10 protein-coding genes are annotated in these 13,922 nt (G+C 73.2%); 7 read left to right on the forward strand and 3 right to left on the reverse strand.

Annotated features, from left to right (window positions below; translation table 11 throughout):
• Positions 1–167 precede the first annotated feature (167 nt).
• From MTP10_RS10275 to MTP10_RS10285, 3 genes are read left to right on the forward strand one after another with little or no spacing between them, the layout of a single operon-like run.
• Positions 168–911 carry an AMP-binding protein gene (locus tag MTP10_RS10275; protein ID WP_310708824.1) on the forward strand — a complete coding sequence of 248 codons (744 nt, stop codon included), beginning with the start codon at positions 168–170 and terminating at the stop codon, positions 909–911.
• A gap of 52 nt (positions 912–963) precedes the next feature.
• Entirely contained in the window at positions 964–5,037 is a 4,074-nt protein-coding gene (locus MTP10_RS10280) for a LuxR C-terminal-related transcriptional regulator (RefSeq protein WP_310708825.1), read from the forward strand.
• Positions 5,038–5,079: 42 nt separating this feature from the next.
• Positions 5,080–5,841, forward strand: coding sequence for an alpha/beta fold hydrolase (locus MTP10_RS10285; protein ID WP_310708826.1), 762 nt, complete (start codon positions 5,080–5,082; stop codon positions 5,839–5,841).
• Between the two features lie 350 nt (positions 5,842–6,191).
• On the opposite strand, the gene MTP10_RS10290 is transcribed toward MTP10_RS10285, so the two are convergent.
• Positions 6,192–7,625: an aldehyde dehydrogenase gene (locus tag MTP10_RS10290; RefSeq protein WP_310708827.1), complete on the reverse strand. Its 1,434-nt coding sequence runs from the start codon at positions 7,623–7,625 to the stop codon at positions 6,192–6,194.
• Between the two features lie 301 nt (positions 7,626–7,926).
• Here MTP10_RS10290 and MTP10_RS10295 point away from each other — a divergent pair, with 301 nt between their 5' ends.
• Positions 7,927–8,823: a hypothetical protein gene (locus tag MTP10_RS10295; RefSeq protein ID WP_310708828.1), complete on the forward strand. Its 897-nt coding sequence runs from the start codon at positions 7,927–7,929 to the stop codon at positions 8,821–8,823.
• Positions 8,824–8,845: 22 nt separating this feature from the next.
• On the opposite strand, the gene MTP10_RS10300 is transcribed toward MTP10_RS10295, so the two are convergent.
• Positions 8,846–10,195 carry a GH1 family beta-glucosidase gene (locus tag MTP10_RS10300; protein ID WP_310708829.1) on the reverse strand — a complete coding sequence of 450 codons (1,350 nt, stop codon included), beginning with the start codon at positions 10,193–10,195 and terminating at the stop codon, positions 8,846–8,848.
• Positions 10,196–10,287: 92 nt separating this feature from the next.
• On the opposite strand from MTP10_RS10300, the gene MTP10_RS10305 reads away from it, so the two are divergent.
• Positions 10,288–10,926: a TetR family transcriptional regulator gene (locus tag MTP10_RS10305; protein WP_310708830.1), complete on the forward strand. Its 639-nt coding sequence runs from the start codon at positions 10,288–10,290 to the stop codon at positions 10,924–10,926.
• Between the two features lie 12 nt (positions 10,927–10,938).
• On the opposite strand, the gene MTP10_RS10310 is transcribed toward MTP10_RS10305, so the two are convergent.
• The gene (locus tag MTP10_RS10310) at positions 10,939–11,874 is read right to left on the reverse strand and encodes an aldo/keto reductase (protein WP_310708831.1); all 936 of its coding nucleotides are present in this window, start codon (positions 11,872–11,874) and stop codon (positions 10,939–10,941) included.
• An 89-nt stretch (positions 11,875–11,963) separates the two neighbouring features.
• Here MTP10_RS10310 and MTP10_RS10315 point away from each other — a divergent pair, with 89 nt between their 5' ends.
• Entirely contained in the window at positions 11,964–12,323 is a 360-nt protein-coding gene (locus tag MTP10_RS10315) for a MerR family transcriptional regulator (protein WP_310708832.1), read from the forward strand.
• A gap of 36 nt (positions 12,324–12,359) precedes the next feature.
• Positions 12,360–13,793 carry a penicillin-binding transpeptidase domain-containing protein gene (locus tag MTP10_RS10320; RefSeq protein WP_310708833.1) on the forward strand — a complete coding sequence of 478 codons (1,434 nt, stop codon included), beginning with the start codon at positions 12,360–12,362 and terminating at the stop codon, positions 13,791–13,793.
• Positions 13,794–13,922: the final 129 nt, after the last annotated feature.

Below are 13,922 nucleotides of genomic sequence, written 5' to 3' on the forward strand. Positions count from 1 at the left end.
GATCCCAGCTCATGGCACGTGCGGACGGCAGCTGAAGGACGTAGACCCCCATCCGGGGCGTACCAGGACAGGTTGGGAACGCGTTCAACGCCCGTCGGGCGGATGTACATATCAGGATGCACAATTGTGCGCATGCCAGGGAGGTCTGGGGTCCCTACATTGTCGCCATGACCTGGACGGAGCTGGTTATGGGGGCCGCGGACGAGCACGACGGCGACCCGACGATGACTGACGTCCGCACGGGCCAGGTCCTGACCCGCACCGCGTTCGCGCGACGCGTGACGCGCGTGGCGGGCGGGCTGCGAGGCCAGGGGCTCCGCTACGGCGACCAGGTGCTGATCGACCTTCCGCTCGGCATCGAGCTGGCCACCGCCGTCCACGCCGTCGTCTGGGCGGGCGGCGTGGCGGCCCTCCACACCCGTGGACCGGCCCGCATGCTGATCGCCCAGCGCGCCCACGGCCCCGTCAGGACCGACGTGGAGCGCGTCTTCACCGTGGAGCCCTCGCCGGGCGCGCAGCAGTTCGCCGAGCTGATGGGCGAGCGCGCGGTCGACTTCGGCCCGCTGGCCGGGCCCGCGCTGGTCCTGTACGGCGGGCGGACGCTGAGGCTGGAGGAGCTGACCGAGGACCTGCGCCAGATCGACGAGGAGCTGCTGCTGGAGGAGGAGGACGTGGTGCTCGCCGCGGTGAGTGACACGTTCAGGGGGCTGCGGGCGTTCGACATCGCGATGATGGCCGCCTCCAGCGTGGTGATCGCGCACGAGCCGTCGCTCATCGGGTGCCGGGTGCTGATCGAGGAGCACGAGGTCACGCTCACCGTGGCCGCGCCCGAGCTGGCCCGCAGGCTGGCCTGCGATCCGGATCTACGCGTTCTGGACGAAAGAGCGATCGTGAGAGCGCTGGCCCTGTGAGAAGTGCAACACTATGCAAAAGTGTGATCCTTCCGCGACGCAGGGTGACCACATGCCGCATTCCCTCATGCACAACCTTCCGGCCGAGCCGAACCGGTTCGTGGGGCGCGAGCGCGACCTCGCCGACCTCTGCGCCCTCCTCGCGGCCGCACCCCCACCCACCCGAGATGAGGCGTGCCCCGACGGGGCGCCTGCGGGCGCGGGGTGCCGGGACGGGACGGCGGGGGACGGGGCGGGGGCCGGCGGGCCGGCGGAATGGGTCCCCGACGACGCGCGCGCACTGACCCGCCTGGACGGGCCCGCCCCGGAGGGATGGGAACGGGCTGGGCCGGCGGGACCCGAGCGGGAGGATCTCGGATCGGGGCCGGGTGTGGGAGGGCTCGCTCGGGCCCGGCTGAGGGCCTTGGGCCAGATCGGGACCGGGAGCGGGAGCGTGTCCGGCGGCGGGGAGGCGGTGGTCCGGGCGGCCGGAGGAACGGTCGCGGTGCCGCGTCAGGGCGGCGGCGACCGGCTCGACCTGCCCCGGCGGGACGACCGGCTGGACCTGGCCGGGCGGGATGACCCGCTCGACCTGGCCGGGTGGGACGACTGGCTGGATCTCCCTCACAGAGGCGATCCGGACCTCCTGTCACGTACGGACGGCCGGCTCGACCTGCCGCACCAGGGTGATCGACTCGCTCCGGGCGAGCGGGACGACGGGATCGAGCCGATCCGGAAGCCGGAGCGAGCGAACACGGGCGGACGTCGTGGCTGGGCGGGGTGTGCGGTCGGCGGGGCGCGGGTGGTGACCCTGTGCGGGGTCGGCGGAATCGGCAAGACCAGGCTGGCGCTGCGCGTGGCCGCCCGGCTCGTGCCCGCGTACCCGGGAGGCGTGTGGCTGGTCGAGCTGGCCCGCATCAACCGGCCCGAGCTGGTCACGGGCGAGATCGCCAGGGTGCTCGGCGTACGCGAGGAGCCGGGACGGCCGCTGCTGGACACCGTGGCGGCCCGGCTGGGCGACACCCGCTGCCTGCTGTTGCTGGACAACTGCGAGCACCTGATCGACGCGTGCGCCCGGGTGAGCGCCGAGCTGGTGGCCTCCTGCCGGCTGGTCAGCATCCTGGCCACCAGCCGCGAGCCGCTCCGCATCGCCGGAGAGATCGTATGGCGGGTGCCGCCACTCGCCCTTCCCCCGGCCGACGCCCTCCGCCTCCCTCACCCGGCCTCGCCCCTCGACGCCACCCACCCCCTGGACGCCTCCCCTCCGGGAGGAGCCGCCGAGACGGAACGAGACCCGATACCCGCCCGGCCCCCATGCCCGGATGCCCTTTCCTGCCCCGCCTGGCCCTCTTGGTCGACCTGGTACGGCATTCCGTCCCTGTCCGGCGGCTCGCCCGCGTCCGGCAGCACGCCTGGCCTACCCGCTTCCCCCGAACGGCCGGACACGCCTGGCCTACCCGCTTCCCCCGAACGGCCGGACACGCCTGGCCTACCCGCTTCCCCCGAACGGCCGGACACGGCCGGCCCAGGCGCTTCCCCGGCACGGCATGCCGTCCCCGGTCTCTCTGCTCTCCCCGAACGCCCCGCCGCGGCCGGTCGGCACGCCATGCCTGAGCCGGCACCACCGGCCGCGGGTGCCGCCGGCTCCGCGGGGGCTGAGCTGTCCGAGGGGGACGCCCTGTCGGGATGTCGCGCCGCGTCCGGCCAGCATGCCCTGCCCGAGCCGACCGCTCCGTCCGAGCCGACCGCTCCGTCCGAGCCGACCGCTCCGTCCGAGCCGACCGCTCTGTCCATGCCGACCGCTCCGTCCGAGCCGACCGCTCTGTCCGGGCGCGCGGTTCGCTGCGGGGCGGCCGAGCCTGCGGATGGTGAGGAGTCTCCGTGGGGTGCGTGGTCAGGGCGGGCCGCCACGCCCGCGGGGGCCGACGGGCCTGAGTGGGATGCCTGGCCCGGACGGATCACCATGTCGCCGGGGACCGAGTCGTCTGAAGGGGATGCCCTCGCCGGGCCGGTGGAGCCGGCGGCCGGGGCCGGAGCCGGGGCCGGAGGAGAGGGCGCCCTTCTCGGAGAGGGCGTTCGGTCCGCGGCCTGGGAGGGGCCGGGGTGCGGGCGGTGGGCCGTGCGGAGCGCGTACGACGCCGAGGCGGTCCGGTTGTTCCGCGAGCGGGCCGCTGCCGCGGGTACCCGGCTGGGCCTGGAGAGCCTGCCCGACATGGTGCGGTTGTGCCGGGCCCTCGACGGTCTCCCGCTCGCCCTGGAGCTGGCCGCGGCCCGTACCAGCCTGCTCACCCCCGGCCAGATCGCCGACCGCATCGACGACCGGTTCTCGCTGCTGACCACGGGCGGGCGTACCGCCCCGGCGCGCCAGCGCACGTTGCTGGCCGCGATCGAGTGGAGTCACGACCTGCTGTCGCCGCACGAGCGGGTGCTGCTGCGGCGGCTGTCGGTGTTCGCCGGGGCGTTCGATCTGGAGCTGGCCGAGCGGGTGTGCGCGGACGAGCCCATCGCTCCGGCCGACATCGTGGAGCTGCTCGGCGGGCTGGTGGACAAGTCGCTGGTGCTGCGCGGCGACGACGGGGTCCGCTACCACCTGCTGGAGACGATCAGGCGGTTCGCCGCCGGGCGGCTGCGCGAGGCGGGGGAGCGGGAGATGGTGCGCGACCGCCATCTCGGCGTTCTGTGTGAGCTGCAGGAGCGCCACTTCAGGGAGGAGCTGGTCGAGCCGCGCCTGCCGTGGGGGCGGCGGCTGGCCGCGCTCAACGCCTGCCGCGCCCTGGCCGACGACCAGCGGGCGGCGCTCGACTGGGCGATCGAGTCCGCTGACGCGCGGCGCGGCCTGTGGCTGTGCTTCCACAGCACGAGCCTGCTCCCCGTGAGCGGCCCCACCGAGGTCGTCGGCTGGGTGGAGAGGCTGCTCGCCCTCGACCTGGACGAGGTGCCGGCCGAGCAGGTCGCGCGGGCCAAGGCGTACCTCGCCTACGGGCTGGAGGAGCGCGACGAGCTGGTCCGGGCGCTGGAGCTGCTCACGGAGAGCGTGGGGCGGCTCGACGGCGCCGGGCCGTTCGCCGCCGGGGTGAGTCACAGCCTGTCCGTCCTGGTGCTGCTGCGCCTGGGACGGGCGGACGAGGCGCAGCGTCATGCCGAGGACGGCCTGGCGCTGGCCCGTGCCTGCGGTGACCCCTGGAACGAGGCCGCCGCGCTGGCCGGCCTGTCGGCGGTGGCGCTGGTCCGCGGCCGGCTGCGGGAGGCGCAGCGGCACGGCGAGGAGGCGTTGCGGCGGGCGTGCGAGCACGGCCATCGCTGGATCATGGCCCGTACGGCGGTGCAGCTCGGCGCGGGGGCCGAGGCGCGCGGCGACCTGGTGACGGCCGTGGCCCACTACGAGGCGGCCGTGCCCTGGCTGCGGGAGCTGGGGGAGGGGCCGGGCACCGGCGTCGCGCTGTCCCGTTGCCTGGCGCGGCTGGGGCGGGTGGCGGCCATGCTGCGGGAGTTCGAGTCGGCGCGGGACCGGCTGGCGGCGAGCCTGGCGCTGAGCACGCGATCCGGCGAGCACCGGGGCCTGTCCCGCTGCCTGGTCGGGCTGTCGGTGCTGGCCGAGGCCGAGGGCGACCTGGAGGGCGCGGTCCTGGCCGCCGGGGCGGCGGTCGCGCTGCGCGAGGTGATCCACCAGGGCCCCGACGGCGCCCGCGTCGAAGAGCTGCTCGGCCGGGCCCGTGCCGCGCTGGGTGCGGGCCGCGCCGCGTTGCTGTGGGTGCACGGGGCCGCCATGGACCCGGTGGATGTGGCTCGTCACGTTCTGGACGGCGGTGGTCGTCGGGTCGTGAAGGGCGCCGGCCGCGCCGTGGTCGCGGTCCCGTCGGGCGGGACGGTCGTGTCCCCGTCAGGTACGCCGGTCGCGTCCCCGTCAGGTGCGCCGGTCGCGGCCTCGCCGAAGGGGACGGTCCAGCGGGCGCCGTTGACGGCGCGTGAGCGGGAGATCGCCGCGCTGCTGACCCGTGGCCTGTCCAACCGTGCCATCGCCGCCGAGCTGGTGATCAGCCCGGCGACCGTGGCCCGGCACATCGCCAACATCATGGACAAGCTCGGCCACAGCTCCCGAGCGCAGATCGCGGTCTGGGCGACGCGACATCTGGGGACACCCCTCTAGCGACCTGCGGGGACGGTGGTCGCGGGTCGTAGGCTCGGTCTCATGCCGTTCGCGCCCAACTTCCCCGTCATGCTCCGCACGGAGGACGGTGTCCGCATCGACGCCGCCCACACGCCGCCCGCCGCCGGACCGGGCGGCGGCCTGGGGATCGTGATGGCGCACGGGTTCACCGGGTCGTGGCGGGATCGCACCGCGCGGCGGATCGTGCACGTGCTGAGCGGGTACGGCGGTGTGATGGCGTTCGACTTCCGTGGCCACGGCCGTTCCGGCGGCGAGACGACGGTCGGCGACCTGGAGATCCTCGACGTGGAGGCGGCGGTGCGCCACGCCCGGGTCGTCGGCTACGAGCGGATCGCCGTCGTGGGGTTCTCGATGGGGGCGTCGGTGGCGCTGCGCCACGCGGGTCTGCGTGGCGGCGTGGGCGCCGTGGTGTCGGTGAGCGGCCCGGCCCGCTGGTACTACCGGGGCACCAAGCCGATGCGCCAGGTCCACTGGGCCATCGAGCGGCCGCTCGGCCGGTGGGCGGCGCGCGTGGCCAAGCGCACGAGGATCGCCCGGGGCCAGTGGGACCCGATCCCCATGCCGCCGTACGAGGCCGCCGCGCTCATCTCACCCGTCCCGCTGCTGGTCGTCCACGGCGACGCCGACGCGTTCTTCCCCCTGGAGCACGCCCATCAGATCTACGACGGCGCGCGCGAGCCGAAGGAGCTCTGGATCGAGCCCGGATACGGCCACGCGGAGTCCGCGGCGACGCCCGAACTAATCCATCGAATCGGAAAGTGGATTAGAACGAACCTTTCGTGAGTAACAAGCGTCTACCTAGGACGTAAGGAAGAAATCCGCCGGGAGAAAGTCCTTGGGGAAGGAAACCGCCTTCGGCGGTATCCGTAGGACATACTTCTTGTATCCGGTTGGTCGCCCAGAGTGGTCCGCGTTCGGCGGGTCGCCGCGGGTGGACGGAGTGGGGACCTGGGGTGGCCTGCGTTCAGCGGGCCTCCACAGGTAGCCGCGTGAGCGGCACCTAGCGTTGCGGGGGCGCGCTGGGTGCCATCCGACCGGAGCGGGGCCCCGGCACCTGAGTGCCGGGGCCCCGCGTCGCGCCGGTCGTCGCGTGGTGCCGGTCGTCCGTGGTGCCGGACGGAACGGGAGTCCGCTCAGCCCAGGCGCGTGATCGACTTGTGCTCCAGGTAGCCGGCCAGCCCCTCCGGGCCCAGCTCCCGGCCGACGCCGCTGGACTTGTAGCCGCCGAAGGGCGCGTTTGCCTCCAGCATGAAGCAGTTCACGCCGTACGTGCCGGTGCGCACCTGGCGGGCGACGTCCATGCCGTGGTCCGCGTCGGCCGTCCAGACCGAGCCGGCCAGACCGTAGTCGCTGTCGTTGGCGATGCGGATCGCGTCGGCCTCGTCCTCGTACGGGATGACCGCCAGCACCGGCCCGAAGATCTCCTCGCGGGCGATCCGCATGTCGTTGCTCACGCCGGAGAAGACCGTGGGCGCGACGTACCACCCGCGGTCGTACGGCCGGTCGAGGCCGCCGACGACCACCTTGGCGCCCTCCTCCATGCCGATCCTGATGTAGCCCTCGACGCGCTCCTGCTGGCGCCTGGCGACGAGCGGGCCGATGCCGGTGGCCGGGTCGGCCGGGTCGCCGACCTGCTGCGAGGTGACCATGCCCGCCACGGCCTCCACGACCTCGTCGTAGCGGTTGCGGGAGGCGAGGATGCGGGTCTGCGCGACGCACGCCTGGCCGTTGTTCATCAGGGAGGCGATCGCCAGCATGCCGACACTGGCGGCCAGATCGGCGTCGTCGAGGATGATGGCCGCCGACTTGCCGCCGAGCTCCAGGCTGACCCGCTTGAGCTGCTCACCGCAGATGGAGCCGATGCGCCGGCCGGCCGCGGTGGAGCCCGTGAAGGCCACCTTGTCCACGCCCGGGTGGGACACCAGGTGCTCGCCCGCCTCACGTCCGGCGGGCACGATGTTGAGCACGCCCGCCGGGATGCCGGCCTCCTGCGCGATCTCGGCCAGCAGGTACGCGTCGAGCGGCGTCTCGGGGGCGGGCTTGAGCACGATCGCGCAGCCTGCCAGCAGCGCGGGCGCGATCTTGGTCATGGCGACGAACTGGGGGACGTTCCAGGGGACGATGGCCGCCACGACGCCCACCGGCTCGCGCCGCACGGTCGTCGGGCCGAACAGGCCGGGCCGCTGCTCCTCCTGCTGGAACGTCGTGCCGAGCTCGGCGTAGTACTGCAGCATGCCGAGCGGCTGCGGTGCCTGGGCGAGCTGGGAGAAGGTGATGGGCGAGCCCATCTCCTCGGTGATGAGATCGGCCATCTCGCCCAGCCGGGCCGCGTAGACCTCGGCCAGCCGGGAGATCGCCGCCGCGCGCTCGGCGAAGGTCAGGCGCGGCCACGGGCCCCGGTCGAACGCCTGCCGCGCGGCGGCCACGGCGCGGTCCATGTCGGCGGCCGTGCCGTCGGGCACCCGGCCGACGACCTCCTCGGTGTGGGGGGAGACCACGTCGATCGTCCCGGTGCCCGCCGGGGTCACCCACTCGCCTCCGATGAACAGCGTGTCGTGCTGGCGCATGTCGTGAGCCTCCTGCTTGACCGGATGCTTGGTTGACTCGGGCGGTCCTCAAGGCGACCGAATCATGTTCTGTGCGTACGCGCAAGAGGGGTGCGGCGGCACCGCGGCAACCCTCCCGTGGCGTCTCGGCGGGCCGCCGATCAGGTGCTTCAGTGACCGCTCTTTTATCTGCTCCTTAGAACCGACAAACAGTGATTTATGGCGATATAGCTCGCCAAGGGGGCGCAGGTTCGGTCGTTCGGATGACAGCATTCAAGATCATCTTCTATAGTTTCGGACCGTCTATGGAGGGAGGACGGGCGTGAGAGTCGGTCGCATCGCCCTTTTCGTCGCCACTCTCTCCGGCCTGCTCCTGCTCCCCGTCCCGCAGGCGGCGACGGCCGCGCCCAACCCCGCCGAGCTGCGCAAGCTCACCAAGCAGGCGCAGCAGCTCAACGAGCGCTACCGCGGCCAGATCCAGAGCCTTGAGGAGATCAAGGTCCAGGTCAAGAAGGCCATCACGACCTCGGGCGCCCTGAAGGCCCGATTGGACCGCGCCAAGGCCGACGTGTCCGCCATCGCGCGGCACGCGTACATCAACGGCCCCATCGACGGCACGCAGCTTCTCGGCCTCGACGGCGACCCGTCAGTGGCGCTCGGCCAGGCGGCCACCATGTCCTACATCGCCGAGGAGCGCGCCGGCCGCGTCCGGGCCATCCAGCGGCTCATCGAGGACGCCAAGAAGGCCGAGGTCGCGGCCGACGACAAGGTGGAGAAGCTCAGGCGCGAGATCAAGAACATGCAGGGCAGGCGCCGCGAGATCGAGCGCCTGCTCGCCAAGTACGGCTTCCAGCAGCCCGGCGGCTCCGACGGGCTCACCGCGCGCATGGTCGCGGTCCGGGCCGCCGTCATGTCCAACTTCCCCATGCCGTACGGGGTCGGCTGCCTGCGCCCCGGCGACCCCGGAGAGCACGGCAAGGGCCGGGCCTGCGACTTCATGATGTCCAGCGGCGGCCGGGCCGCCTCCGGCGCCGACGAGGAGCGCGGCGACGCGCTGGCGGAGTGGCTGATCCAGAACGGCTCGCGGATCGGCGTGATGTACATCATCTGGAAGCAGCGGTACTACGACATCCGGTCCGGTGGCGGCTGGGACCCCATGTCCGACCGGGGCGGCGTCACCGCCAACCACTACGACCACGTCCACGTGTCCGTCTTCTGACCAGCGGGTCAGGGGGCGGCGTTCACGGGCGGAGCGCGGCGGCGATGTGCTCCCGGTACCAGTGGTAGGACGCCTTGGGGGTGCGCTTCCCGCCGGCGAAGTCCACGTGGACCAGGCCGAAGCGCTGGTGGTAGCCCTCCGCCCATTCGAAGTTGTCCAGCAGCGACCACACGAAGTAGCCCCGCACGTCCACGCCCTCCGCGCGGGCCCGCTCCACCGCGGCGATGTGGTCGCGGAGGAAGGCGATCCGCTCCGGGTCGTCCACGACGCCCTCCGGGGTCGGCTCGTCCGCCTGGGAGCAGCCGTTCTCCGTGACGTACACCGGCGGCAGCGCCTCGCCGTACCGGTCGCGCAGCCCCGTCAGCAGCTCGCGCAGGCCGTCGGGCACGACGGGCCAGCCGAACGCGGTGGTCGGGTAGCCGGTGACGCCCGCGTCGGTGAACGGCAGGCCGTCGTCCGCCGGGGCGGAGATGCGGGTGGGGTTGTAGTAGTTGACGCCGAGGCCGTCGAGCGGGGCGGAGATCACGGCCAGGTCGCCGTCCCGGACGCCCAGCACGGAGCTCAGCTCGGGCCCCTCGCCGGCCGCGCCGTCCGGCCGGATGCCGAACGCCGTCAGGTCCGGGTACGCCCCCAGCAGCACCGGGTCGTTGAACAGCCGGTTGTGCAGCGTGTCGTAGGCCGCGGCGGCGGCCACGTCCTCCTCGGCGCCGGAGGCCGGCCAGACGGGCGTGCAGTTGTTGGTGATCGCCACCTCGCGTGCCCCCGCCGCCCGCAGCGCCTGCACGGCCAGGCCGTGGCCGAGGAGCTGGTGGTGGGCCACGGGCAGCGCGTCGAGCAGCAGTGCCCGGCCGGGCGCGTGGATGCCCAGGCCGTAGCCGAAGGCCATGTGGATGAACGGCTCGTTCAGCGTGATCCACATCGGGACGCGGTCGGCGAGCCGCTCGCCCACCACGGCGGCGTACTCGGCGAACAGGCCGGAGACGTCACGGCTCAACCACCCGCCGCGGTCCTCCAGCGCCTGCGGCAGGTCCCAGTGGAACAGCGTCGGCACCGGCGTGACGCCCGCCTCCAGCAGCCCGTCCACCAGCCGCTCGTAGAAGTCGAGGCCCTTGGCGTTGACGGCTCCGGAGCCGTCGGGCAGGACGCGGGTCCAGGCGACGGAGAAGCGGTAGGCGTTGACGCCCAGGCCCGACATGAGCGCCACGTCCTCGCGCCAGCGGTGGTAGTGGTCGCAGGCCACGTCGCCGGTGTGCCCGTCGCGGGTGCGGCCGGGGTCGTGGGAGAACGTGTCCCAGATGGACGCACCCCTGCCGTCCTCGGCGACGGCTCCTTCGATCTGGTAGGCGGCCGTGGCCGTACCCCACAGGAACATGCCGGCTCCTCCGTACTTTGCGAGTGCAGCTCATGTTAACTGACGGCAAAGCGAGATCCTCTACCTACCGGTAATGGGTCAGGATGGAGGGCATGACCAGTACCTTGCGGCGCCGTCCCGCCCAACGCCGCAGCCTTGAGCGGGTGGAGCGGATGCTCGACGAGTGCGCCGTGCTGCTCGACCAGATCGGCTACGACGCACTCACCACCAAGGAGGTCGCCCGGCGCGCCGAGGTGCCGATCGGCACGTTCTACCAGTTCTTCCCCGACAAGCAGGGACTGGTGCGCGCGCTGGCCCGGCGCAACCTCGACGCCTTCCTGCGCCGGGTGACCGAACGGATCTCCGCGGCGCGGCCCGGCCACTGGACCGACCTGATCGACCTGTCCATCGACGAGTTCGTGGCGATGAAGCGGACCACGCCCGGGTTCGGGGTGGTGGACTTCGGGGAGGTGCTGGTGACGCCCGGCGGGCCCGCCCTGGAGGGCACCAACCGGATGCTCGACTCGGTGCTGGAGAACAACGCCATCGTCGCCGACCGGCTGCGGACGCTCGCGCGCGACCTGCTGGGCGCCCCCGCCGGCGAGGGCTTCGACCGGGCGCTGCTCGTCGCGGTGGAGGCGACGGACGCGGTGCTGAAGCTGGCCTTCCGCATGGACCCGGCCGGCGACACCGGCATGATCGCCGAGTGCAAGCAGCTCGTCCGCCGCTACCTGTCCGAGCACCTCCCCTGACCCCGGGAGTCCCTAGCAGGCGGCGTCGAGGCGGGCGCGGACGTCGTCGTCCAGCTTGACCTCGGCCGCGCCGATCGCCTCGTCGAGCTGCGCGGCCGTGGACGCCCCGACGATCGGCACGTGCCCGTCGGCCATCAGCCAGGCCAGCACCACCTGGTTGGCGGTCGCGCCCACCTCCGCGGCCACCTCACGGAGCGTGGCCAGCCGCCGGTCCGTGCCCGGATGGTCGTACGACTCCGGCAGCGGCCGGTCGGCGCGGGTGTAGCGGCCTGACATGAGCGTGTTGTAGGCCCACAGCGTCAGGTCCTGCTCGGAGCGCAGGTAGTCGAGCAGGTCGTCCGTGGCCAGCATGTGCCCGCCCTCGGCGAGCTTCGTGAACGGGCGCGGGCGCAGGTACGTGTGGCGTTGCTGCGCGTACGTGTAGCGGATCCAGCCGTGCGCGGCCGACACGGCGCGCGCCCGCTCCAGCCGCCAGGCCGGCATGTTGCTGGCGCCCAGCTCGCGGATCTTGCCCTGCGCGGCCAGCTCCCCGAACGCCCCGAGGCTCTCCTCCAGCGGCACGGACCGGTCCTCGATGTGCGACCAGTACAGGTCGACGCGGTCGGTCCGCAGGCGGCGCAGGCTGCCCTCCACGCCCCGTGCGACGGCCGCCGCCGACAGTCCCTCGGCCGAGGCCAGTGTGGTGTCGCCGGGGACCGTGGGCCGGGCGCCCACCTTCGTGCTCAGGAAGATCTCGTCGCGATTGCCGCGGGCGGCCATCCACGCGCCCAGCGTCGCCTCGCTCTCGTCGCCCGTGGCGCCCTCCACCCAGAAGGGATAGTTGTTCGACGTGTCGAGCATGCGCCCGCCCGCCTCGAAGAAGCGGTCGAGCAGCGCGAACGAGTCCTCCTCGCTGACGGCGGTGCCGAACGGGATGGTGCCGAGAACGATGTTCAAGCCAGTGTTCATGGGCACGACTCTCAGACCTGGAGTGCGCTCCATGTCAAGCGGGGTTTGACCTTGACCTGGAGTCGGCTCCAGGTGAGATGCTCTACCGCGTGAGCGTCTACACACCCGCCGAAGCCGTCGAGGAGACCGGCTTCACCCTCGACACCCTGCGCTACTACGAGAAGATCGGCCTGCTGGAGCCCGTCGAGCGCAACGCGGCGGGACAGCGCCGCTTCAGCGAGGAGGACCTGAGCTGGCTCGGCATGATCCGCTGCCTGCGCGACACGGGCATGCCGATCGCCGAGATGCTGCGCTTCGCCGAGCTGGTGCGGGCCGGTCAGCACACGATCCCCGACCGCATCAGGCTGCTGGAGGAGCACGACCGCCGCGTCCAGGGGCAGATCGCCAACCTCACCGAGCGCCAGAGCTACATCCACCACAAGATTTCCTACTACCGCAGCGTCCTCTAGCCCCGTCTTGGGTCCGCGGTTGCTAGACCAGGAGCCATGGCCGGGTCCAGGGCGCGACGCATCGACATCCCGCTGCGCCGCGTCAGCCTGGCCTGCGCCGCGATGCTGTTCGTGCTGCTGGCCGACCTCACGCTCCTCCAGGCGTTCGGCCGGTACGACCTGGAGGCCGACCCGCGCAACGAGTGGGCGCTGCTCGCCAGGTTCGGCCATCCGCGCGGCGACATCCTCACCCACGAGGGCGCGGTCGTCGCCACCAGCCGACGCGCGGACGGCGGGCCGTACGATCATCTGCGGGTCTACGACCACGGCGAGATGTACGCGCACGTCACCGGCTACGCCTCGCTCCAGCGGGCCACCGGCGTGGAGGGGGCGAGCGACGCGGTGCTGTCGGGCAGCGACCCGAAGGTGCGCGTGCGGACGCTGGTCGAGGACCGCGCCTACGGGGGCGCCGACGTCCGGCTGACGATCAGAGGGCGGGTGCAGCGGGCCGCGTACGAGGCGTTGAAGGCCACCGGGCGGCCCGGCGCCGCGGTCGCGCTCGACCCGGAGACCGGCGCGGTCCTCGCGCTGGCCAGCTACCCGTCCTACGACCCCGGCGTCTACATCCCCGGCGACCCGCGGGCCACGGCCGCCGCCGACCGGCGGCTGCGCGCCGACCCGCGGCGGCCGCTGCTGAACCGGGCCCTCGCCCGGGCGTACCCGCCGGGGTCCGTCTTCGAGCTGGTCACCACGGCGGCCGCCCTCGACTCGGGGGAGTACACGGTCATCTCGCGGGTCGGCGCACCGGCCCGGCTGGCGCTGCCCGGCCCGCCCGCCTACCTGACCGCCTCGGCCGGCCGGCCGTGCGGCGACGGGCGGCCCTCCCTGGCGTACGCCTTCCAGCTCTCCTGCGACACCGCCCTCGCCAACCTCGGGCTCCAGCTCGGCCCGGACCTGCTGCGCGACCAGGCGGAGGCGTTCGGCTTCAACGCCGACGACCTCTCCGTCCCGCTCCCCGCCCGGACCGGCACGTACCCGGGCGACCTCGACCAGTCGCGCGCGGCCCTGTCGGCGATCGGCCGCGACGAGGTCCGGGCCACGCCGCTCATGCTGGCCATGCTGTCGGCGGCGGTGGCCAACGGGGGGCTGCTGATGCGGCCCTACCTGGTGGAGGAGGTACGACTGCCGGACGGCTCGGTCACGGACCGGGCCGAGCCGGCGCCGTACCGGACGGTCATGCCGTCGCTGCCGGCGGGGCAGCTCGCGGCCATGATGACCACCACCACGGTCCCGCGCGGGCCGGCGGCGGGGGTGGCGCTGCCGGGGGTGGAGGTGGCCGCCAAGACGACCACGGGCCCCGGCCCATCGGCCTGCACGGCCTTCGCCCCGGCGGACGCGCCCCAGGTCGCGGTAGGGGTCGTCCTGGAGGACGCCAGTCCCTCGGCGGCCGCGCCCTTGGCCCGCGCGATCCTGAAGGCGGCTCTGTCATAGCCGCGAGGGTCGTGGGGGTCGAGGTGCCCACGGCCCTGGTCAAGAAGACGCGTCGTAACGGCGCGCACCCCGTGAGCCCTCACGACCGGCCATGACAGCCGGACAGTGACGTCGGCGCGTGCGGGCTGG

Source organism: Nonomuraea sp. 3-1Str (assembly GCF_031570565.1).
Lineage (GTDB): Bacteria > Actinomycetota > Actinomycetes > Streptosporangiales > Streptosporangiaceae > Nonomuraea.

Coding starts and splice junctions, on each gene's coding strand:
- MTP10_RS10280 (WP_310708825.1), top strand. CDS start 964: ATGCCGCATTCCCTCATGCACAACCTTCCGGCCGAGCCGAACCGGTTC.
- MTP10_RS10320 (WP_310708833.1), top strand. CDS start 12,360: ATGGCCGGGTCCAGGGCGCGACGCATCGACATCCCGCTGCGCCGCGTC.
- MTP10_RS10305 (WP_310708830.1), top strand. CDS start 10,288: ATGACCAGTACCTTGCGGCGCCGTCCCGCCCAACGCCGCAGCCTTGAG.
- MTP10_RS10285 (WP_310708826.1), top strand. CDS start 5,080: ATGCCGTTCGCGCCCAACTTCCCCGTCATGCTCCGCACGGAGGACGGT.
- MTP10_RS10310 (WP_310708831.1), bottom strand. CDS start 11,874: ATGAACACTGGCTTGAACATCGTTCTCGGCACCATCCCGTTCGGCACC.
- MTP10_RS10290 (WP_310708827.1), bottom strand. CDS start 7,625: ATGCGCCAGCACGACACGCTGTTCATCGGAGGCGAGTGGGTGACCCCG.
- MTP10_RS10275 (WP_310708824.1), top strand. CDS start 168: ATGACCTGGACGGAGCTGGTTATGGGGGCCGCGGACGAGCACGACGGC.
- MTP10_RS10300 (WP_310708829.1), bottom strand. CDS start 10,195: ATGTTCCTGTGGGGTACGGCCACGGCCGCCTACCAGATCGAAGGAGCC.